This window comes from Plantactinospora sp. BB1 (assembly GCF_003030385.1).
Classification (GTDB): Bacteria; Actinomycetota; Actinomycetes; order Mycobacteriales; family Micromonosporaceae; genus Plantactinospora.
Genome location: NZ_CP028159.1, coordinates 2,306,353 through 2,326,413, shown reverse-complemented (window position 1 = coordinate 2,326,413; position 20,061 = coordinate 2,306,353). Strand labels below are relative to the sequence as shown.

At 72.9% G+C, this 20,061-nt stretch carries 16 protein-coding genes; 7 read left to right on the top strand and 9 right to left on the bottom strand.

The window, feature by feature from the left end:
- The first annotated feature begins 3 nt into the window (after positions 1-3).
- Complete coding sequence (locus C6W10_RS10060) at positions 4-714, top strand: DUF4386 family protein (protein ID WP_107257840.1); 711 nt, start codon at positions 4-6, stop codon at positions 712-714.
- 50 nt (positions 715-764) lie between these two features.
- On the opposite strand, the gene C6W10_RS10055 is transcribed toward C6W10_RS10060, so the two are convergent.
- Both C6W10_RS10055 and C6W10_RS10050 read right to left on the bottom strand, forming a co-directional pair.
- The gene (locus C6W10_RS10055; protein ID WP_199853905.1) at positions 765-1,709 is read right to left on the bottom strand and encodes an endonuclease domain-containing protein; all 945 of its coding nucleotides are present in this window, start codon (positions 1,707-1,709) and stop codon (positions 765-767) included.
- A 230-nt stretch (positions 1,710-1,939) separates the two neighbouring features.
- Positions 1,940-3,784, bottom strand: coding sequence for a serine hydrolase (locus C6W10_RS10050; protein ID WP_159104533.1), 1,845 nt, complete (start codon positions 3,782-3,784; stop codon positions 1,940-1,942).
- 230 nt (positions 3,785-4,014) lie between these two features.
- Here C6W10_RS10050 and C6W10_RS10045 point away from each other — a divergent pair, with 230 nt between their 5' ends.
- Positions 4,015-5,850 (top strand): glycoside hydrolase family 3 protein, encoded by a 1,836-nt coding sequence (locus C6W10_RS10045; RefSeq protein WP_107257838.1) that lies wholly within the window; start codon positions 4,015-4,017, stop codon positions 5,848-5,850.
- Positions 5,851-5,990: 140 nt separating this feature from the next.
- Here the strand turns inward: C6W10_RS10045 and C6W10_RS10040 are convergent, their stop codons facing one another.
- Together C6W10_RS10040 and C6W10_RS37925 are read right to left on the bottom strand one after the other, a co-directional pair.
- A complete protein-coding gene (locus C6W10_RS10040) occupies positions 5,991-6,638 on the bottom strand; it encodes a hypothetical protein (RefSeq protein WP_107257837.1) in 648 nt (215 codons plus the stop codon).
- A gap of 112 nt (positions 6,639-6,750) precedes the next feature.
- On the bottom strand, positions 6,751-7,566 hold the full coding sequence (locus tag C6W10_RS37925) for a hypothetical protein (RefSeq protein ID WP_107257836.1): 816 nt from the start codon (positions 7,564-7,566) through the stop codon (positions 6,751-6,753).
- A 71-nt stretch (positions 7,567-7,637) separates the two neighbouring features.
- Here C6W10_RS37925 and rmuC point away from each other — a divergent pair, with 71 nt between their 5' ends.
- Positions 7,638-8,819: a DNA recombination protein RmuC gene (gene rmuC / locus C6W10_RS10030; protein WP_369930999.1), complete on the top strand. Its 1,182-nt coding sequence runs from the start codon at positions 7,638-7,640 to the stop codon at positions 8,817-8,819.
- A 192-nt stretch (positions 8,820-9,011) separates the two neighbouring features.
- Positions 9,012-12,284 carry a S8 family serine peptidase gene (locus C6W10_RS10025; protein WP_107257834.1) on the top strand — a complete coding sequence of 1,091 codons (3,273 nt, stop codon included), beginning with the start codon at positions 9,012-9,014 and terminating at the stop codon, positions 12,282-12,284.
- A 217-nt stretch (positions 12,285-12,501) separates the two neighbouring features.
- Here C6W10_RS10025 and C6W10_RS10020 read toward each other — a convergent pair whose 3' ends face one another.
- Both C6W10_RS10020 and C6W10_RS10015 read right to left on the bottom strand, forming a co-directional pair.
- Positions 12,502-12,972 carry a hypothetical protein gene (locus C6W10_RS10020; protein ID WP_234361995.1) on the bottom strand — a complete coding sequence of 157 codons (471 nt, stop codon included), beginning with the start codon at positions 12,970-12,972 and terminating at the stop codon, positions 12,502-12,504.
- Positions 12,973-13,297: 325 nt separating this feature from the next.
- The gene (locus C6W10_RS10015; protein WP_107257833.1) at positions 13,298-14,332 is read right to left on the bottom strand and encodes a 4-hydroxy-3-methylbut-2-enyl diphosphate reductase; all 1,035 of its coding nucleotides are present in this window, start codon (positions 14,330-14,332) and stop codon (positions 13,298-13,300) included.
- 171 nt (positions 14,333-14,503) lie between these two features.
- Between C6W10_RS10015 and xseA the strand changes: the two genes are divergently transcribed.
- Together xseA and C6W10_RS10005 are read left to right on the top strand one after the other, a co-directional pair.
- Positions 14,504-15,724 (top strand): exodeoxyribonuclease VII large subunit, encoded by a 1,221-nt coding sequence (gene xseA, locus C6W10_RS10010; RefSeq protein WP_107257832.1) that lies wholly within the window; start codon positions 14,504-14,506, stop codon positions 15,722-15,724.
- A gap of 62 nt (positions 15,725-15,786) precedes the next feature.
- Positions 15,787-16,023, top strand: a complete 237-nt coding sequence (locus C6W10_RS10005) for an exodeoxyribonuclease VII small subunit (protein ID WP_107257831.1) — start codon at positions 15,787-15,789, stop codon at positions 16,021-16,023.
- Positions 16,024-16,114: 91 nt separating this feature from the next.
- On the opposite strand, the gene C6W10_RS10000 is transcribed toward C6W10_RS10005, so the two are convergent.
- Together C6W10_RS10000 and C6W10_RS09995 are read right to left on the bottom strand one after the other, a co-directional pair.
- On the bottom strand, positions 16,115-16,921 hold the full coding sequence (locus C6W10_RS10000) for a hypothetical protein (RefSeq protein WP_107257830.1): 807 nt from the start codon (positions 16,919-16,921) through the stop codon (positions 16,115-16,117).
- Positions 16,922-17,002: 81 nt separating this feature from the next.
- The gene (locus C6W10_RS09995) at positions 17,003-17,740 is read right to left on the bottom strand and encodes a DUF4245 domain-containing protein (protein WP_107257829.1); all 738 of its coding nucleotides are present in this window, start codon (positions 17,738-17,740) and stop codon (positions 17,003-17,005) included.
- Between the two features lie 212 nt (positions 17,741-17,952).
- Here C6W10_RS09995 and glpX point away from each other — a divergent pair, with 212 nt between their 5' ends.
- Complete coding sequence (glpX, locus tag C6W10_RS09990; RefSeq protein ID WP_107257828.1) at positions 17,953-18,984, top strand: class II fructose-bisphosphatase; 1,032 nt, start codon at positions 17,953-17,955, stop codon at positions 18,982-18,984.
- A 34-nt stretch (positions 18,985-19,018) separates the two neighbouring features.
- Here glpX and C6W10_RS09985 read toward each other — a convergent pair whose 3' ends face one another.
- Complete coding sequence (locus tag C6W10_RS09985) at positions 19,019-19,945, bottom strand: NAD-dependent epimerase/dehydratase family protein (protein ID WP_107257827.1); 927 nt, start codon at positions 19,943-19,945, stop codon at positions 19,019-19,021.
- Positions 19,946-20,061: the final 116 nt, after the last annotated feature.

Genomic DNA, 20,061 nt, shown 5'->3' with positions numbered 1-20,061 from the left:
CTCATGCGCTTCACCCGGCTGGCCGGCCTCTCCGGCATCGGCTTCGTACTGCTGCTGCTCGGCGGCAACCTGGCGCTGGTCTCGGCCGGCTTCCCGACCCCCTCCGACGCGGTGGGATTCGACGAGATAGCCAGGCTGCACGCCGGCGCGTCGGACGCACTCCGTCTCACCTCCGCCCTGCTGCCCACCGCCTGGTTGCTGGCCACCATCTTCGCCGCCGGAGTCTTCGCCGCGCTGTGGCGCCACGACCGGATCCGGGGCGACGGCTGGGCCGTGGTCGGCCTCGCCGGCATCCTCATGCAGTGCGTGGCGTTCGCCGGGGTGGGAGCGGCCCGGCTGGCCGTCGCCACCACCGCCACCCACGACCCGGGCACCGCCAGTCAGGATCTGGGCGCCGTGGCCGGGCTCTGGGGCCTGCACAACGCGCTCTTCGGCTTCAACCAGATCTTCCTGGCGACGGCGCTGCTCGGCCTCTCCGTCAGCGGCCGGCGGGCCGGCCTGGTCAGCCGCTGGCATGCCGCGGTCGGCCTGCTCGGCGCGGCGCTGCTCTTCCTCGCCGCCACCACCAGCCCGTACGGCGCCGACGGGGCCAACCCGCTCGCCCTCTTCGGCCTGGTCGGCTGGCTGCTCTGGCTGGTCTGGATCGTCGGGTACAGCGTCGTTCTGATCCGAGGGGTCGAGGAGGAGGTTCCGTCCGCCCTCACTACGCCCTGAGCACCCTCGCTGACGCGTTCGCCCGGAGGCGGCCGGCCCCCGGCCCTGGGTCACCGGTCGGCGGACCAGCCGCCCGCCACCAGCGCCGCCCGCAACTGGTCGGCCACCTCCGTCGGCCGGCTGCGGACGAGCCAGGCCGGAAAGCGCAGGATGCGGTCACCGGCGATCCAGATGTCGTTCTGCCGGCGCAGGTCCGCCGCCCAGTGCCGGGCATCCATGTGGTGCGCGCCGTCGATCTCGACATGCAGCCGCCACCGCCGCCAGTAGGCGTCCAGGTAGCGCACCCGGCCACCGGCATCCACCCGCCGTTGCTGGAGTTCCGGCAGGGGCAGCCGGAACCGCCGGCACAGTGCCACGAGGTCCAGCTCGGAGAGCGCCTGCGCGCCGCCCTCGATGTCGTCGAGGGTCCGCAGGATCAACGGTCGACGCCGCAGTTTCGGCAGCTCCGCCACCACGCCCCGGATCTCACCGGCCGTCGTACGCCGCTGCTGGCAGCCGGCCGCGAGGACGGTCCGCGCCTCGTCGTCGGAGCGGGCCCAACCCGCCGCGTCGGCCAGTGCCCGGGCCACGCTCGTACGCGTCGGCCGGCCGACCTGCAGGTGCGACTCGGGCAGGATCGTGGTGCGCCGTACCAGCACGGCCGGCATGTCCAGCGGCAACCGGCGCCGTGCGGTGGAGGCATGTCGCCCGGCCGGAACCAGCAAGTGGAGTGGCTCCTGGCGCAGTCCCCGTACGCCCGCTTCGGCAGCGGCGGTCGCACCGGCCAGCACCGCCCCCTCCCCCGCGACGAGTACGGCGACCCACAGCTGCTGGTCACGTGTGAGCCGCCCGTTGCCGGTGAGCAGTACTCCCCGGCACAGCCGGCGCCACCGGCCGGAGTCGATCAGGCCACGGACGGCGCCCCGGCCGAGCAGCCGCACCGCCTGGCTGCTTGCCAGGACTCCCGCCTGCTCGAACGCCAGCCAGTCCAGCTCGTCGGCGTTCTCCCCCGGCACCTCGGGTAGCCCCGGCAGCCCGGACCGATACGGCTGACCGCGATCGGCGGCAACTCTCGACTGCCTCCGGGCGACCGACACCGACCAAGTGTGCGCAAGCCGTCACGCACCCGCAACGACCGCCCGCGCACCTGTGGACAACCTCCTGCCACCGCCACGGGCGCGCCAAGATTCTTGGCGAATTACGGTTCGCCACGCGCCCCAATTCGCCAAGAATCTTGGACAGCCGGTCAGCGGTCGGCGGGGCGCCAGCCGGTTGGGGCGAATCGGGTGGCGTCGGTGCCCTCGCCGGAGAAGAGCAGGCCGTTGGTGCCGACCACGAGCAGGCCGTCGACGTAGACGCCCCGGCCCCGGGAACTGCCGTCGGTGGTGTAGCTCCAGCGCAGGTCGGTGGTGCCGGCCGGCAGTTCCGCGAACGCCTGCCACCAGCGCCGGCCGCCGTAGCCGGTGACCGATCCCTCGGCGGTCCACCGTCCGGTCCGCCCGACCAGGGTCACGTCGACCGGGGTCCAGGTCGCGCCGCCGTCCGCCGAGGTCTGGAAGTGCAGCAGGTCGTAGCGAGGCTCGGTGTCGTACCAGAGGTGGAAGCTGGCCACCGACGCGCGGCCGGCGGCGCGGCGCAGCGGCGCGGTGAGGGTGACGCTGCCGCCGTCGAGGTCGTCCGCGCGCCAGGCGGTGCCGCCCAGCAGCGGCCGGACCGGAGTCGCGTACGCCAGGTCGCGGGCCAGCGCCCGCCGGGCCACGTTGTTGCTGCCCCAGTTCCGGTCCGGGTGTACCCGGTTGCTGAGCAGGATCAGGAAGGTGTGCGACAGCGGGTCGACCACGATGGAGGTACCGGTGAACCCGGTGTGCCCGAACGCGACCGGCGAGGCGAGCCCGGACATGTACCAGTGCTTGTGCAGCTCGACCCCGAGCCCCCGGTCACTCTCCGGATAGCGGCTCTCCAGGCCGGCGTTGTAGTTGACCAGCATGTCCCGCACGGTCGACTCGCGCAGGATCCGGGCGCCCCGGTATTCGCCGCCGTTCAGCAGCATCTGGCAGAAGATGGCCAGGTCGGCGGCGGTGGAGAAGAGTCCGGCGTGCCCGGCCACCCCGCCGAGTGCCCAGGCGTTCTCGTCGTGCACCTCGCCCCAGACCATGCCACGGTCCGCGTACGGCTGGTATTCGGTGGCGGCGATCCGGTGCCGCAGCGCCGCTGCCGGGTTGTAGCCGGTGTCGACCATCCGCAGCGGCCCGGTCACCTCGGCGGCGACGAGCTGTTCCAGCGGGCGGCCGGTCACCCTCTCCACGAGTACGCCGAGCGCGATCAGCCCGAGGTCGGAGTAGACGTACTGGTTGCCGGGGCTGGCACCGGCGGCGAACGGGGTGGCCAGGGCTGCCGCCTCCCGGGTCTCCGGGGTCGGGTAGCTGCTCCACAGTGGCGCGAACGCGGGCAGCCCGCCGGTGTGGGTGAGCAGCATCCGTACGGTCACCGCCTCCTTGCCGCCGGCCGCGAACTCCGGCAGGTAGCGCACCACCGGCGCGTCCAGCTCGACGGTGCCGCGCTCGACCTGGCGCAGTGCCACCACTGTGGTGAAGAGCTTGGAGATCGAGGCGAGGTCGAAGATGGTGTCCTTGCGCATCGGGATCTGCTGTTCGGCCGGCAACTCGACTCCGACGCGGCCGGGGGCCGGCCCGACCGATTCGTACTTCACCGCCGTACCGACCGCCTCGTGTCGGACGATCACCCCGTCCTTGGCGGCGAGCAGTACGGCCCCGGCGTACGTCGGGAAGGTCGGGTGGTCCGGGGTCGGCGCCAGGTACGCCTCGGCGTCGGTGCGCAGCCGGTCGACGTACTCGGGAAGCAGGCCGACCTCCTGCGGCCGGCCGGGCCGCAGCGTGCGCCGCTCGAACCGGACGTCGCCGGGGCCGACGCTCGGCGGCCCGCCCTGCCATCCCCCACCCCGGCCGGCGGCCACCGCCTGACCGGCCTCCGGGCTGGCGGTCGCCGCTTGTGGCACGGCCAGGGCGGTGACCAGGAGAGCCGTGCCGACTCCGGTACCGAGGAGTCCACTGCCGATCCTCCGACGACGCATCGCCACACCTCCGTGCCGGTCGTCGACCGATCTCGTCGGCCACGACTTCCGTCAGTTACGACCCTCGTCACTTACGACTCTCGACGACCACGACTCCCGCCCGCCAGGACTCTCGTTCGCCACGACCAGGATGAAGCTTTCCTTCGACCTTGGCAATAACAGAGAAGCTTCTTGCCCGAGACGGCGGGGCGGACTAATTTATAGGGTCTGATGAATCACCTGGAGGTGCCATGCGGTCCCGGCTTCTGGCATCAAGCGTCACGGTCGCCCTGCTCCTCGCCGGCGGCGCCAGCCCGCCCGCCCAGGCCGCACCGCCCCACCTGACCGCACCGTCCAGCGGGGCGTCGTCGTCCACGGTGGACCGGTTGATCGCCCGGATGAGCCTGCCGGAGAAGGTCGGCCAGCTCTTCGCCACCTACGTCTACGGCGGCTCCGCCACCGCGCCGAGCGCGGCCGACGCCGCCGCCAACCGGCAGGCGTACGGGGTGGAGACCGGGGCCGAGGTGGTGGCGAAATACCACCTCGGCGGGGTCATCTATTTCACCTGGTCGCACAACCTCGACTCGCCCCGGCAGATCGCCACGCTCTCCAACGGGCTCCAGGCGAGCGCCGCCGCCAACGCCCCCCGGATCCCGCTGCTCATCTCCACCGACCAGGAGCACGGCATCGTGCAGCGGCTGCCGGCCCCGGCCACCCTCTTCCCCGGCAACATGGCGCTCGGCGCCGGACGCAGCCTGGTCGACGCGTTCACCGCCGCCCGGATCACCGGACGGGAGTTGCGGGCGGTCGGCGTCCAGCAGGCCTGGGCGCCGTCGGCCGACGTCAACGTCAACCCGGCCAACCCGGTGATCGGGGTACGTTCCTTCGGCTCCGACCCGCTGCTGGTGGCCGGGATGACCGCCGCCCAGGTGGTCGGCTTCCAGGCCGGCGCCGGGGTGAGCGTGGCCGCCAAGCACTTCCCCGGACACGGCGACACCCGGGACGACAGCCACACCGCGCTGCCGGTGATCCACCACACCCGGGACGAGTGGCAGCGGCTCGACGAACCGCCGTTCCGGGCCGCCATCGCGGCCGGGGTCGACACCATCATGACGGCGCACATCGTCGTACCGTCGCTGGACGACTCGGGCGACCCGGCCACGCTCTCCGCGCCGATCCTCACCGGGCTGCTCCGGGAGCGGCTCGGCTTCCGGGGCGTGGTGGTGACCGACTCGCTCGGCATGGCCGGGGTACGCCAGCAGTACGGCGACGACCGGGTCCCGGTGCTCGCCCTCAAGGCCGGCGCCGACCTGCTGCTGATGCCGCCGAACCTCGACCTGGCGGTCAACTCGGTACTCGCCGCCGTCGCCTCCGGTGAACTCACCGAGGCCCGGATCGACCAGTCGGTACGCCGGATCCTCACCCTGAAGCAGCGCCGGGGCGTACTCGACGGGGTGCCGCCGGTCGACCCGGCCGCCGCCGAGCGGGTGGTCGGGCAGCCCGCCCACCAGACCGAGCTACGGAAGATCACCGACCGTACCGTCACCGCGGTCCGCAACGACGCGAAGCTGCTGCCGCTGCCGAGGGCCGACCGGTCGGTGCTGGTCACCGGCTGGAACTCCGGCGCCTTCGACAACGTCGGCACCCTCGCCGCGGGGCTGGCCGCCCGGGGCAACCGGACCACCGCGCTGCCGACCGGGCTGCCGAACGACGCGAAGATCGCCGAGGCGGTGGCCGCCGCCCAGGCCAACGACCTGACGATCGTGCTGACCCAGAAGTCCTTCGACACCACCGTCACCGACCCGAACGCCCGGCAGCAGAAGCTGGTGCACGCGCTGGCCGCCACCGGCCGGCCGGTCGTGGTGGTCGCGGTACGGGACGCCTACGACGTCGGGCACTTCGACGACGTACCGACCCAGCTCGTCACCTTCGGCTACACGAAGGCGTCGATGGAGGCGCTGGCCCGGGTACTCGTCGGCGAGGTCGCGCCGCGCGGCAAGCTGCCGGTCAGCGTCCCGGACCCGGCCGACCCGACGGCGGTCCGCTACCCGTACGGCCACGGCCTCACCTGGCGGCTCCCCCGCTGACGGGGGCTGAGCCCCGGTAACACGACTCCCCGTTGACGGCACGCACGGGTTGACGGCACGCACGGGTTGACGGCACGCACGGGTTGACGGCACGCACGGGTTGACGGCACGCACGGCTGACCCCGGGGACGCCCCGGGGGTCAGAACGGCCAGTCGCGCAGGAAGCGCAGCCCGAGCAGGAAGGCGATCACCGCCGGTCCGACGGCCAGGGTGACGGCCTGGGCCCGGTACATGATCCGGTGCCGGAGCAGCTCCAGCCCGTTGGCCAGGATGATCACGCCGCCGACCATCATGAACGCGCCCCACCAGCCGGTCGGGCCGAAGTCCAGCGCGTCGTTGACCAGCAGCAGGAAGGTCACCCCGAGCGCGGCGGTGTTCAGCGCCAGCAGCGCCACCGTGCGGTGGAAGGCCCGGGGCAGCGGGTCGGGCGACCGCCAGTAATAGGTGCCGGCGACGGCCAGCCCCGGCAGGGTGATCATGAACGGCCAGCCGCGCCCCATCACCCCGAGCATCAGCATCGCGCCGACCGCGAAGACCAGCCCGCCGACGCAGGCCAGCAGGTAGCCGACGAACGCGCGCCCGCCGCCACGGGCCAGCAGCGGTCCGCCGGACGCCGCGACCAGGGCTCCGGGTACCAGGACGAAGCCGGCCCACCAGTGAAACCGGTCGATCGACTGTGCGGTCACTGTCACCGCCACGACCCCGAGGCCCGCCGCGGCCAGGCTGGTCACCCAGCGTCCGGCGATCACCGGCCGGCGCCTCCCTACGGTCTCCACCTCAACGCTCACAGTTGACGACTCTGCCGGCTGCCCCTGGGAAGAACCATCCGGTCAGCCCTACCATCCGCCGGACGGCTAACCCGAAGGCCGGCCGAGACGCCGGGACAATCAGAGCGTACGGCTAGAAATCTCCCCCACCGCCGAAGTCGCCGCCCCCGAAGTCACCGCCACCGAACCCGCCACCGCCGAAGTCACCGCCACCGAAGTCGCCACCGCCGTAGTCCCCGGCGGCACCGGCGTCCCCGGCGGCACCGGCGTCCCCCGCGTCGCCATAGTCCGTGCCGTCGGCGAAACCCTCCTGGTAGCCGGCGTCGTAGCCGTACCCGGGGTCGGCGAAGGCGGGCGAGAAGAGCGCGTCGGCGATAAGCATGCCGCCGAGCACCCCGGCGCCGGCCGCCAGGCCGGTCTTCCACCACGGCGTCGAATACCAGCCGGCCGGCACGGGCCGGCCCTGCATCCGTCCGCCCGGGTAGTAGTAGGGCGTCGCCGAGCCCGGATTCGGCCCGGCCCGGAACGTCTCGCCCTGCACCTGCACCTCCCTGGGCACGGTGACCGCACCGACCCCACGGGCGGCGGCCAGCGGCGGCAGTTCCGGCCCCGGGTCGATGCCGAGCGCCACCCGGGCCGCCCGGACGTACGCCAAGCCCTCCAGGGCGGTCTCCCGGGCCAGCTCGTACTGCCGGGCGCTGCGCGCCTGTTCGAGCTGGCTGCCGGCGGCGTTGTAGCGCTCCCCCGCGTCGGCCAGCGCCTGCCGGACCGCCGGCTCGTCGCCGTGCAGGTTCATCAACTGCCCGCCCAGCCGCTCGTACCAGCGACCGGCCTCGGCCCGCGCGTCGGCGAGTTCCCGGGCCTGCCGGGCCGCGCGTTCGCGACGCCACCAGAGAACCGCAGCACCGAGCAGCACCACCAGCAGGAGGAACCAGATCACCTCGCCCATCACCCCACGGTACCCACCACCACCGGCGAGTACTCGCGCCGCTGCGCCCGGCGCCTGGCATGCTCTGTGAGGTGGACCTCTCGACCGTGGCCGTGGTGATCGTCTGCCTCGTCGCGGGCGGGGTGATCGGCTGGCTCGCCGCGACCGCGCGGTCGACCGCCGAGATCGCCCGGCTGGACGCGACCCTGCGCGCCACCCGGGAGGGCGAGGGCCGGTTGGAGCAGTCGATGCGGGCGCTCTCCTACGAGGCGACCGCCCAGTCGCAGGAGGCGGTCGCCCGGGCGGTCGCGCCGCTGCACGAGACGCTGCGCCGCTACGAGCAGCGGGTCGCCGAGCTGGAGCACGACCGGGTCGACGCGTACGCCGAGCTGCGCGAACAGGTCCGCTCGATGACCGCGGTCTCCGGCGAGCTGCGTACCGAGACCAAGCAGCTCGTCGCCGCGCTGCGCGCACCGCAGGTACGCGGCCGCTGGGGCGAGCACCAGCTCCGCCGGGTGGTGGAGGCCGCCGGCATGCTGGAGCACTGCGACTTCGCCGAGCAGGTGACGGCGGCGACCGAGCACCAGACGGTCCGCCCCGACCTGGTGGTCCGGCTGCACGGCGGCCGTTCGGTGGTGGTGGACGCGAAGGCGCCGTTCGAGGCGTACCTGACCGCGATGGAGGCCCGGGACGAGCAGGGCCGGGACCGGCACCTGGACGCGCACGCCCGGCACCTGCGGGCACACGTCGACGCGCTGGCCGCCAAGTCCTACTGGGCCGCCTTCGACCAGTCCCCGGAGTTCGTGGTGCTCTTCGTGCCGGCGGACCCGTTCCTCGACGTGGCGCTGCAACGCGACCCGACGCTGCTGGAGCACGCGTTCGCCCGCAACGTGGTGCTGGCCACCCCGGCGACCCTGGTGGCGCTGCTGCGTACGGTCGCGTACTCGTGGCGGCAGGAGGCGCTGGCCCGCAACGCGGTGGCGGTGCACGCGCTGGCCCGCGAGCTGTACGGCCGGCTCGGCACCCTGGGCGAGCACGTCTCCAAGCTGGGCGGGGCGCTGGGTGGGGCGGTGACCGCGTACAACCGGGCGGTGGGTTCGCTGGAGGCCCGGGTGCTGGTCAGCGCGCGCAAGCTCGCCGAGCTGGGCGTGGCCGGCGACGAGCTGCCGGTGCCGCCGCAGGTCGAGACGGCCCCGCGCCAGCCGCAGGCGCCCGAGCTGGTCGACCCGCCGGCCGCCCGGCAACTGGAGATCCCCCGGTCGCCCCAGCTCTGATCGTCCAGATCGGAACCGGCGTTCAGCCGGTCATCGACGCTGATCCGCGCCGCCGGTCCGCCGATCGGTCCACACAGATCACGGGGTGGTCACAACGCGCAGCGCGATAGTGACAGGCATGCGTACGGCGTCCGAGGATTCCGGTCACGTGTGCCCTGCCTTCCAGGGCCTGTTCTCCCGAAGGACACGAACGTGAGTAGATCCCGCACGTGGCGTCGACGGACCTCGGCCGGGGTACTCGCCTCGGCCCTGGTCCTGAGCGGCCTGACCCTGGCCACCGGTGCCAACCCGGCGAGCGCCGATCCGACCGCCGCCCCGGAAACCCTGAAGACCGATCCCACCGACATCCTGGGTCCGCGCGACCTGGAACTGCTCGCCGAGGCGAAGTCCCGCAAGGAAGCCCGGGTGACGCTGCTGATCGCCGCCGACAAGGGACGCTCCGGCGCCGTCGTCTCGGGGCTGCGCAAGCTCGGCGGCATCATCGCCAAGCGGGCCGACGAGGTCGGTTACCTCCGCGCCAGCGTGCCGACCTCGGCCGTGCCGGCCGCCGCCGCGCTGCCCGGCGTCGCCGCAGTCGACCTGGACGAGAAGGTCGAGCTGCCGAAGCCCGAGCCGACCCCGGCCCGGGCACAGGCCCAGGCCCGGGCGAAGGCGGCGGTGAGCGGACCGGGTGCCGACACGCCGGCCAAGAACCCGTACATGCCGACCCACGAGATCGGTGCGGTGGACTTCAAGGCCGCGCATCCGAGCTGGGACGGCCGGGGCGTCACGATCGGCATCATGGACACCGGGGTCGACCTCGACCACCCGGCGTTGCAGACCACCTCGACCGGTGAGCGCAAGATCGCCGACTGGTTCACCGCCACCGACCCGATCTTCGACGGTGACGCCACCTGGCGGATCATGCGCGACGAGGTGACCGGCCCGAGCTTCAGCTACGCGGGTGCCACCTGGACCGCACCGGCCGGGACGTACCGGATCAACCGGTTCGCCGAGTCGATCACCGCGGGCAGCGCGCCGGGCGGCGACATCAACCGGGACGGCGACACCAGCGACCTGTTCGGCATCCTCTACGACCCGGCGAGCCACGACATCCGGGTCGACGCCAACGGGAACCGGAACTTCACCGACGACCCGGTGATGCGCCCGTACGCCGAGCGCTACGACGTGGGCCACTTCGGCACCGACCGGCCGGAGACCCCGGTACGCGACCAGACCCCGTTCGTGGTCGAGTTCCGCGAGGACGTGGACACCACCCCGGCCGGCCTGCCGGGCGCGTACGACTTCGTCAACATCGGCGTGGTCGAGGACCCGCACGGCTCGCACGTCGCCGGCATCACCGCCGCGAACGACATGCTCGGCAACGCCAACCTGGACGGTGGGGCGCCCGGCGCCAAGCTGGTCTCCGCCCGGGCGTGCTCCTGGGGCGGCGGCTGCACCTTCGCCGCGCTCACCGACGGCATGGTCGAGCTGGTGGTCAACCGGGACGTCGACGTGGTCAACATCTCGATCGGCGGCCTCGGCCCGATGAACGACGGCAGTGACCTGCGGGCCGAGCTGTACGACCGGATCGTCAACGAACTCGGTGTGCAGCTCGTCTTCTCGGCCGGCAACTCCGGCCCCGGCATCAACACCATCGGCGACCCCTCCACGGTGACCAACATCGTCAGCGTCGCCGCCGGGATCAGCCAGGAGACCTACCTCGCCAACTACGGCTCGGAGACCCGCACGCCGTACCAGCTGCTCTACTTCTCCTCGCGCGGTCCGCGGGAGGACGGCGGGTTCAAGCCGAACATCACCGCGCCGGGGTCGGCGATCTCCACCACCCCGCTCTGGCTGCCGGGCAACCCGGTGCCCGAGGCGGGCTACTCGCTGCCGCCGGGGTACCAGATGATCAACGGCACCTCGATGTCCGCGCCGCAGGTGACCGGCGGCCTCGCGCTGCTGCTCTCGGCCGCCAAGGCGAACCGCAAGCTGGTCACCACCGCCGCGCTGCGCCGGGCGATCTACTCGTCGGCGTCCTGGATCGACGGGGTACCGGCGCACGGCCAGGGCAACGGGCAGCTCAACGTCCCGGCCGCCTGGCAACTGCTGGCCGGTGCCGCGCTGGAGACCCGGGGCTACACGGTCGACGCCCCGGTCTGCACGCCGCTGGCCGGCATGCTGGCCACCCCGTTCCGGGGTACCGGCATCTACAACCGGTGCGCCGTGGGTGCCGGCGGGCAGAAGCCGAACGTGGCGAAGAGCTACAAGGTGAAGGTGACCCGGAACAGCGGCCCGAAGGGGACCGTCCGGCACGACCTGCGGCTGGTCGGCAACGCCGGCAACGTCTTCGGCAACCTGCCGGCACACCTCGACCTGCCGCTCGGCAAGACGGTGACGTTCAGCGTCGAGGCGAAGGCGGGCGTCGGGGTGCACAGCGCGATCGTCGAGGTCGACGACCCGGCGACCCCGGCGGTGGACTTCGAGTTCATGAACGCGGTCACCATCGCCGAGGTGCCGAAGAAGAAGAACTTCTCCTTCTCGGCCGCCGGCAACGTCGACCGCAACCTCTTCAAGACGTACTTCGTCACCGTGCCGGAGGGCGCGGGTTCGTTGCAGGTAAACCTGACCGGCATCGCCCCCGGCTCGCAGACCCGGTTCATCGCGATCAACCCGTGGGGCATCCCGGTGGACCCGACCGCCAGCACGGCCTGCTTCACCAACTTCTCCGACGCCGCCGCGTGCAAGCCGGAGGAGCGGTCGTACGACAACCCGATCCCGGGGGTGTGGGAGATCGAGGTCGAGTCGCGGCGTACGTCGCCCCTGCTCGGCAACCCGTACCAGCTCCAGGCCCGGGTGCAGGGCGTCGAGGTCACCCCGGACGTGACCGAGCTGCTCAGCGTGCCGGCCGGTGAGCCGACCCCGGTCAGCTGGGAGCTGACCAACGAGTTCGGTCCGGTCGTCGTCACCGGGTCGGGTGGGCCGCTCGGCAGCACCCGGGAGACCCGGCCGACCATCGCACACCACGAGGTGCTCAGCTACGAGGTGGCGGTACCGGCCGGGGCGAGCCGGCTCGACGTCGCGATCGGCAACACCAGCGACGCCGGTGCCGACCTCGACCTCTACGTCTACAAGGATGGCGTGCGGGTGGCGTACGACGCCGACGGTGACTCGGAGGAGTCGGTCTCGCTGGCCAACCCGGCGGCGGGGACGTACGAGATCGAGATCGAGGGGTACTCGGTGCCGGCCGGGACCACTCAGCTCGACTACCGGGACGTCTTCTTCTCCCCGGCCCTCGGCAACCTGTCGACTCCGGCGAACTACGAATCGCTGGCGTACCAGGACAGCACCACCATCACCGGTTCGGTGACCGCGCTGACGGCCCCGGCCGCCGGGCGGCAGCTCTCCGGCGAGATGCGGGTGGTCACCGTGGACGGTGCCGTGGTCGGCGACGCCCTGGTACTTGTCGACGCGGTGAACTGACCCCGACGACGATCCGCTGAACCGAAGCGGGGCCGGTCCCCACCTGAGACCGGCCCCGCTTTGGCTGTCTGTGGCGGTGTACTACCCGCTTTGGCTGTCTGTGGCGCGGTGTACTACCCGCGTCGGTCGACCTGGGCCACGAAGGCCCGCCAGGCGATGGGGCCGAAGGCGAGCGCCGGCACCTCGGTCAGCTCCCTGATTCCGCCACTGACGGCGGTCAGCTCCGGGTCGCGCTCTGCACCTGGAACGGGATCCCCTGCTGGCAGGTGGTCATCAGATCGGCGCGTACCTCGCCGACGACCGTCACCCGGGCTCCGGCGGCGATCACGTCCCGGGGCCCGCCGACCAGCAGGTAATTGTCGAGCAGCAGACAGTTCGGCTCGACACCGGCCCGGACCGTACCGCTCAGCGTGGTCGTACCGCTCGGCGCCGCCCCGCCGCGCGGCGGTCCGGTCGGAGTCCCCGGGTCAGCGCTCGGGTTGCCGGGGCTCGTCGGTCCGGGGTGCGTCGGGCCGGGGCCGGACGGATCGGGGCCGGACGGGCCGGGGGAAGCGGTCGGCTCCGGCGAGGGGGAGACGGTCACCGGGCTTCCTCCTGATCCGTTGGGCGGTGTCGAGCCGGAGTCCGCGCAGCCGGCGAGGGCCAACCCGGCGGCGAGCACGGCGCCGACCATCCAGCGCGTCGTCATGACAGATCCGACGGGTACGCCGGACCGCCCGTTCCACGCCATGCCGTACCACCCGTCCCATCCGATGCTGCCGGAGTCGTGTCGCAGCGTCACTGAGGTAACCGACCTGGACATCAGATGCGTTACCGCCTACCGATAACGCATCTGGTGTACAGGTGAGGGTGCGTGCGGCGCCGGCCGGACGGCGCTGCCGACCGCGCCACGCCGAGCGGCCGGCGCTCAGCCGGTCCGGGCGCTCGCCGCGAGTGCGCGGTCAGCCGGTCGCGGCGCTCGCCGCGAATGCGTACGCTCAGCCGTTTGCGGCGCTCGTCGCGAGTGCGTCCGGTCAGCCGGTCGTGGCGCTCGCCGCGAGTGACGGGTCCGCCTGCTGGGCCGCCGCCTTGGCCGCCGCGGCCTTCATGTCGCGCTTCAGCTCCTGCGGCAGCGAGAAGGTGAGCCGCTCGTCGGCGGTGGTCACCTCGGTCACGTCGGCGAAGCCGCGCACCGCGAGGTGGTCGAGCACCTCCATGACCAGGTCGTCGGGGACGCTCGCCCCGGAGGTCAGGCCGACCGTGTGGGCCCCGACCAGCCACTCGTCGGAGATCTCGGAGGCGTAGTCGACCAGGTAGCCGGCCCGGGCACCGGCGTCCACCGCCACCTCGACCAGCCGTACCGAGTTCGACGAGTTGCGGGACCCGACCACGATCACCACGTCACAGTCGGCGGCGATCTCCTTGACCACGTGCTGGCGGTTCTGGGTGGCGTAGCAGATGTCGTCGCTGGGCGGCGACTGGAGCAGCGGCAGCCGGCGCTTGAGCCGGGCGACGGTCTCCATCGTCTCGTCCACCGACAGGGTCGTCTGGGAGAGCCAGACCACCTTCGACGGGTCCCGTACGGTCACCTTGTCGGCGTCGTCCGGGCCGTCCACGAGCTGGATGTGCGCGGGCGCCTCGCCTGCGGTGCCGATCACCTCTTCGTGCCCCTCGTGACCGATGAGCAGAATGTCGTAATCGTCCGCCGCGAACCGCCGGGCCTCGTGGTGCACCTTCGTCACCAGCGGGCAGGTGGCGTCGATCGCCTTCAGCGAGCGCGTCCTCGCCTGCTCGTAGACCTCCGGCGCCACGCCGTGCGCGGAGAAGATCACGGTCGAGCCCTCCGGCACCTCCTCGTTTTCCTCCACGAAGATGGCGCCCTGCCGCTCCAGCGTGGAGACGACGTGCTTGTTGTGCACGATCTGCTTGCGGACGTAGATCGGCGCCCCGTAGAGCTTCAGGGCCTCCTGCACGGTCTGCACCGCACGGTCGACGCCGGCGCAGTAGCCGCGGGGCTTGGCCAACAGGACGCGCTTGCCGGTCTGGGGTGTCGCCTGAGCCTCGGTCACCCGCCCAGTCTACGTTCCGCCCGTGGTCGCGCCCGCTGGCCGCCGTGCCGGGGCACCGCCGCACCCGGGAGACCGGCCCGGCATCGGGAACCGCCCGGCACCGGAGACCGGCGCGGCACCGGGAACCGGCGCGGCACCGGGGACGGGCGGCGGCGGCCGTAGGCTGACCGGATGACCGAGGCCGGCACCCCGCGCAGTACCCCCGACGAGCCGTGGCCGGTCCGGGTGGTCAGCCAGAAGCTGAGCGCCTGGATCGGCAAGCTGGGCTGGGTCTGGGTGGACGGCCAGGTGGCGCAGCTCAGCCGCCGCCCCGGCGCGGCGACGGTCTTCCTCACCCTGCGCGACCCGTCGGCCGACCTCAGCCTCACCGTCACCACCAACCGGGACGTACTCGACGCCGGTGCGCCGGAGTTGGCCGAGGGTGCCAGGGTGCTGCTGCACGCCAAACCCGAGTTCTACGCCGCGCGCGGCACCCTGAGCCTGCGGGCCGACGAGATCCGGCAGGTCGGTCTCGGCGAGCTGCTGGCCCGGCTGGAGAAGCTGAAGAAGCTGCTCGCCGCCGAGGGGCTCTTCGACCGGTCCCGCAAGCGCCGGCCGCCCTTCCTGCCCGGCCGGATCGGCCTGATCACCGGCCGGGCCTCGGCCGCCGAACGGGACGTACTGACGAACGCCCGGCGCCGCTGGCCGGCGGTCCAGTTCCGTACGGTCAACGTGGCGGTGCAGGGCCCGACCGCCGTACCGCAGATCGTCGACGCGCTCAAGGTGCTCGACGCCGACCCGAGCATCGAGGTGATCGTGCTGGCCCGGGGCGGTGGCGGCGTCGAGGACCTGCTCCCCTTCTCCGACGAGGCGCTCTGCCGGGCGGTCTTCGGCTGCCGTACCCCGGTGGTCAGCGCGATCGGCCACGAGACGGACGCGCCGCTGGTCGACTACGTCGCCGACCTGCGCGCCTCGACGCCGACCGACGCCGCCAAGCGGATCGTGCCGGACCTCGGCGAGGAGACCCGGCTGATCCGGATGGCCCGGGACCGGCTCGACCGGGCCATGATCGGACTCGTCGACCGGGAGGCGCACCGCCTCGACGCCTGGCGCTCCCGCCCGGCACTGGCCCGCCCGGAGGTGCTGCTCGACCAGCGGGCCGCCGACGTGACGGCACTGCGGGACCGGGCCGTCCGCTGCGTCGAGCACCGGCTCGGCACCGCGACCGGGGAACTGCGGCACACCGTGGCGCGGCTGCGGGCGCTCTCCCCGGCGGCCACCCTGCACCGGGGGTACGCCATCGTGCAGCGCGCCGACGGGCACGTCGTACGCGCACCCGGCGAGGTCGCCGCCGGTGACCCACTGCGGGTACGTCTCGCCGAGGGCGAACTGGGCGCGGTCGTCGAGCCGTAGCCGTCGTACGGGTGTGTGCGCGCAGCCGCGTCCGGCGGCGGTGTGCTGAGATGGGAGCCACCATGACTGACACGGAAGAACGCGCGAGCGGGCCGGGCGACGGACTCAGTTACGAGCAGGCCCGGGCCGAGCTGGCCACGGTGGTCGAGCGGCTGGAGGCCGGCGGCACCTCGCTGGAGGAGTCGCTGGCGCTCTGGGAGCGGGGTGAGCGGCTGGCCGAGATCTGCCAGGGCTGGCTCGACGGCGCCCGGCAGCGGATCGACACCGTCCGGCAGGCCCGGGAGAGCGGCCAGGGCTGACCGCCCAGTCCGCTCAGGGCCGACCGCCGGGCGTGGATCGCACCCGGGTGCCGGGCGGAGCGGCCGCGGCCACCCCACCCGGCACCGGTACTCACTTGTTGAACAGCTCGTACGTCTCCGGCGACGCCTCTACGACCTCGGCCGCCGGCGGCGCCTTGGCCGGGCTCGCCGCGCCGTAGTCGGAGTAGCCGACCTTCAGTTCCTGCGCCTTGCCGCCGCCGACCGCCGGCAGCTGGATGGTCAGCGAGCTGAGCCGGCCCTGCGTGTCGAGCTTGGCCTCGAACGGCAGCTTGGTCGCCTCGGCGCCGAGCAGCTTGACCGCGTCCTCGTCGACCATGCCGGCGCCGGTGGCCTTGGTCAGGTCGATCGTGCCGCTGTACGCGCCCTCGGCGGTCTTCTGCACGTCGACGACGGCCTTGGTCAGCGCCTCGCTGCCGGCCGGGTCGACGTCGGTGAAGTCGAAGCCGAGCCCCCGGGCGCCGGTGATCTTGGACTGATCCAGGTGCTGGTACTTGCCGGAGTTCAGTTTCTCCAGCCCCGGTACGCCCTCGGCACCCTCGATCGTCATCTTCACCCAGCTGTCCGGCTTGATGTAGACGATCTCCATGTCCATCGAGAACTCGTCGTTGCCGGCCTTCATCGTCATCTGGGCGCTCTGGCTCGGCTGGTGCACGAAGCCCTGGCCGTCGAGATCCGCGCCCGTCATGCTGAACTTGAAGTTACCCTTGGTGATCTCCTTGGTCGACGCGAGCAGCGCCTCCTTGGCGTCCGCCGGGATCGCCGGTGCCGCTGAACCGGACGCCTCCGGCTCGGTGCCCTCGCCCCCGCAGGCGGTCAGAGCCGGCGTGAACAGGGCCACCGCCGCGAGCGTGGCGACGCCCCACCGTCGGAATGTCACTGTCGATCCTCCCCAGAGAGTGCCCGGCGGGCATCCGCCCACCCGTGACGCTTAGGCACGCAGCGTACCGGGAGGGGACGACTACCGCATGGCGGCGACGATCTGGCGCAGGTCACGCTCGGGCACCCGACCGACCACCAGCACCGTCCGGCCGGGCTCCAGCAGCACCAGGGCCGACTCGCCGGGGCGGGCCGTGTACCGCTGCCAACTGCGTCCGGCCACCTCGGCCGTGCCCTGCGGCCGACCGTCCCGGGTCAGCTCGGCCGGGATCAGCTCGTCGGCCGGCAGGCTGCTCTGCACGAACTGCACCCCACCGCCGTCCGGGCTGAGGTAGCCGAGCCGCAGGGTCGCGCCGGCGGCCTCCCGGCGGAACTGGGCGGTGACGGTACGCCAGTCGTCGGAGAGGCCGGTCGGCTCGCTGACCGGGAAGGCGTTCGCGTTCCGGGCCTCCTGGAAGACCGGGGCCGGATCGATCACCACCGGCTGCTCCGCACCGAGGACGACCCGGCCGAAGCCGATCAGGAGCGCGATCGGCACCAGCAGGACCAGCAGCGAGATGACGACGTCCCTGGTCGACCGCTGCGACCTGATCGCGGCCGGCACCACCTGCTCGTCCTCCGGCCCGGCACCCTTCGGCCCGGCGCCCGCTGGCCCGGCACCGTGCGGCCTGGCGCCCGCTGGCCGGGCGCCCTCCGGACCGGCGCCCGCTGGCCCGGCAACCTGCGGCCCGGCGTTCTCCGGCCGGGTGGCGGCGGCCGTGGCGGGTTCGGCCGGGAGCTGGTCGTCCGGGGTGCGGTCGGCAGGCTGCGTGGAGTTCACCCCACTATCTTGACAGCCTCGCCGGCAGCGCCCCGCCGGGCAGCCCCGCCGCGGTGCTCCCCCGGCCGGACCGCCCCAGCGGATCCGACGATCCGGGCCACCGGCCCCCCGACCGGCGTTAGGTTGACCAGCGTGTCAGGATTCCTGACAAGGCCGGCGGCGCGCGCCACGCTGTGCCGGGCCACCCCGCAGTGTCGCGAGGAGGAGCCGACATGACGAACACCCGTGCCCGGGTGCCACAGAACCTCGACCGCAACCTTGCCCTCGACCTCGTCCGGGTCACCGAGGCGGCGGCGATGGCCGCCGGCCGATGGGTCGGCCGGGGCGACAAGGAGGGCGGCGACGGCGCGGCCGTCGACGCCATGCGCAAGCTGATCAACTCGATCCCGATGCGTGGGGTGGTGGTGATCGGCGAGGGCGAGAAGGACAACGCCCCGATGCTCTTCAACGGTGAGCAGGTCGGCGACGGCACCGGGCCGGAGGTCGACGTGGCGGTCGACCCGATCGACGGCACCACCCTGATGAGCAAGGGCATGCCGAACGCCCTGGCCGTGCTCGCGGTGGCCGAACGCGGCGCGATGTTCGACCCGAGTGCCGTCTTCTACATGGAGAAGCTCGCGGTCGGCCCGGTCTACGCGGACGTCGTCGACATCAACGCCGGGGTGGCCGAGAACCTGCGCCGGATCGCCAAGGTCAAGGGGACCGAGGTCTCCGACGTCACGGTCTGCGTGCTCGACCGCCCCCGGCACAAGGAACTGGTGCAACAGATCCGCCGGGTCGGTGCCGGCATCCAGTTCATCTCCGACGGCGACATCGCCGGGGCCATCGCGGCCGCCCGGGGCGAGTCCGGCGTCGACGTGCTGATGGGGATCGGCGGCACCCCGGAGGGCATCACCGCCGCCTGCGCGCTGAAGTGCATGGGCGGGGCGATGCAGGCCAAGCTCTGGCCCCGCGACGACGAGGAGCGGGAGAAGGCGCTCGCCGCCGGGCACGACCTGAGCCGGGTACTGCACACCGACGACCTGGTGACCGGGGACAACGCCTTCTTCGTGGCCACCGGGATCACCTCCGGCGACCTGCTGCGCGGGGTCCGCTACCGGGCCGGTGGGGCGTACACCCAGTCGATCGTGATGCGCTCCAAGAGCGGCACGATCCGGGTGATCGACTCGTACCACCGGCTGGAGAAGCTGGCGCTCTATTCGGCGATCGACTTCGACGGCCGCCCCCTGGCCGAGCAGGAGTAGCCCCGGGCCGGATCGCCCCGGACGGGTCGGCGGATCAGCGGGAGACCGCCAGGGCGAGTCCGGCGGTCTGCCGGAGCGCGGTGTCCAGCCCGGTCGGCTCGATGCCGAACGTCGCGGTCGCCGCCGAGGAGTCCAGCACGAACAGCCGGCGGAACTGGTACGCCGTCTCCCGCAGCTCCCGCGCCGTGGGGTCGAAGAGCCCGCCGAGCCAGAGCAGCGCGGGCGGCATCGAGGCGAGTCGCGGCGCCGGGGCGCCGGCCAGCTCGGCGAGCCGGGCCGCCAGCGCCCGGATCGAGACCGGCGGCTGACCGGGTACGTGCCAGGGTCGCCCCCAGGCCCGCTCGTCGGCGGCAGCGGCGACCAGGGTACGGGCGACGTCGCCGACGTACGTCCAACTGTGCGGGGCGTCGAGGTCGGCCGGTACGCTGGCCCGCTTCCCGGCCAGTACCTTCGGCATCGCGAGCAGGGTGAAGATGGTCTGCGCGCCCGCACCGAGGTAGTCGGAGCCGCGTACCTCGGTCACCCGGACCCGCCCCGCCTCGTGCGCGGCCAGCGCGTCCTGCCACATCCGCGCCCGGACCCGGCCCTTCACGCCGTTCGGGCGCAGTGGCGCGCTCTCGGTGATCGGCCCGTCCACCGGGCCGTAGCCGTACAGGTTGCCGGTGGTCGCCAGCACCGCCCCGCTGCGTTCCGCCACGGCCAGCAGCGCGGCGGCGATCGGCGGCCAGTCGGTGGCCCAGCGGTGGTACGCCGGGTTGGCGCAGTTGTAGATCGCCGCCGCCCCCTGCGCCAGCTCGGCCAGCCGGGGGTCGGTCGCGTCGGCGGCGACCCGCTCGATGCCGGGGTGCTCCGGTCCACCGCCCCGGCGGCTGACCAGCCGGACCCGCTCGCCCCGGTCGGCGAGCAGCCGGGCCACGCCCTGGCCGACCGGGCCGGCGCCGACGATCACCTGGAGTGCCATCCACCCCACCTTTCAGATCAACTCTCTGCTTCGAGAGCAGTGCTCTCTGCTGGCTTCCACAGCCTGCCCTCCGACGGCCGCGCCGTCAAGAGCACCGCTCTCGTTTTTGTCCGGCG

What these genes read in the sequence shown, in the direction of transcription:
- C6W10_RS10045 (WP_107257838.1), top strand. Translation starts at nt 4,015, where the DNA reads ATGCGGTCCCGGCTTCTGGCATCAAGCGTCACGGTCGCCCTGCTCCTC.
- C6W10_RS10005 (WP_107257831.1), top strand. Translation starts at nt 15,787, where the DNA reads ATGACTGACACGGAAGAACGCGCGAGCGGGCCGGGCGACGGACTCAGT.
- C6W10_RS10060 (WP_107257840.1), top strand. Translation starts at nt 4, where the DNA reads ATGCGCTTCACCCGGCTGGCCGGCCTCTCCGGCATCGGCTTCGTACTG.
- xseA (WP_107257832.1), top strand. Translation starts at nt 14,504, where the DNA reads ATGACCGAGGCCGGCACCCCGCGCAGTACCCCCGACGAGCCGTGGCCG.
- C6W10_RS37925 (WP_107257836.1), bottom strand. Translation starts at nt 7,566, where the DNA reads ATGGGCGAGGTGATCTGGTTCCTCCTGCTGGTGGTGCTGCTCGGTGCT.
- C6W10_RS09985 (WP_107257827.1), bottom strand. Translation starts at nt 19,945, where the DNA reads ATGGCACTCCAGGTGATCGTCGGCGCCGGCCCGGTCGGCCAGGGCGTG.
- glpX (WP_107257828.1), top strand. Translation starts at nt 17,953, where the DNA reads ATGACGAACACCCGTGCCCGGGTGCCACAGAACCTCGACCGCAACCTT.
- C6W10_RS10020 (WP_234361995.1), bottom strand. Translation starts at nt 12,972, where the DNA reads ATGACGACGCGCTGGATGGTCGGCGCCGTGCTCGCCGCCGGGTTGGCC.
- C6W10_RS10050 (WP_159104533.1), bottom strand. Translation starts at nt 3,784, where the DNA reads ATGCGTCGTCGGAGGATCGGCAGTGGACTCCTCGGTACCGGAGTCGGC.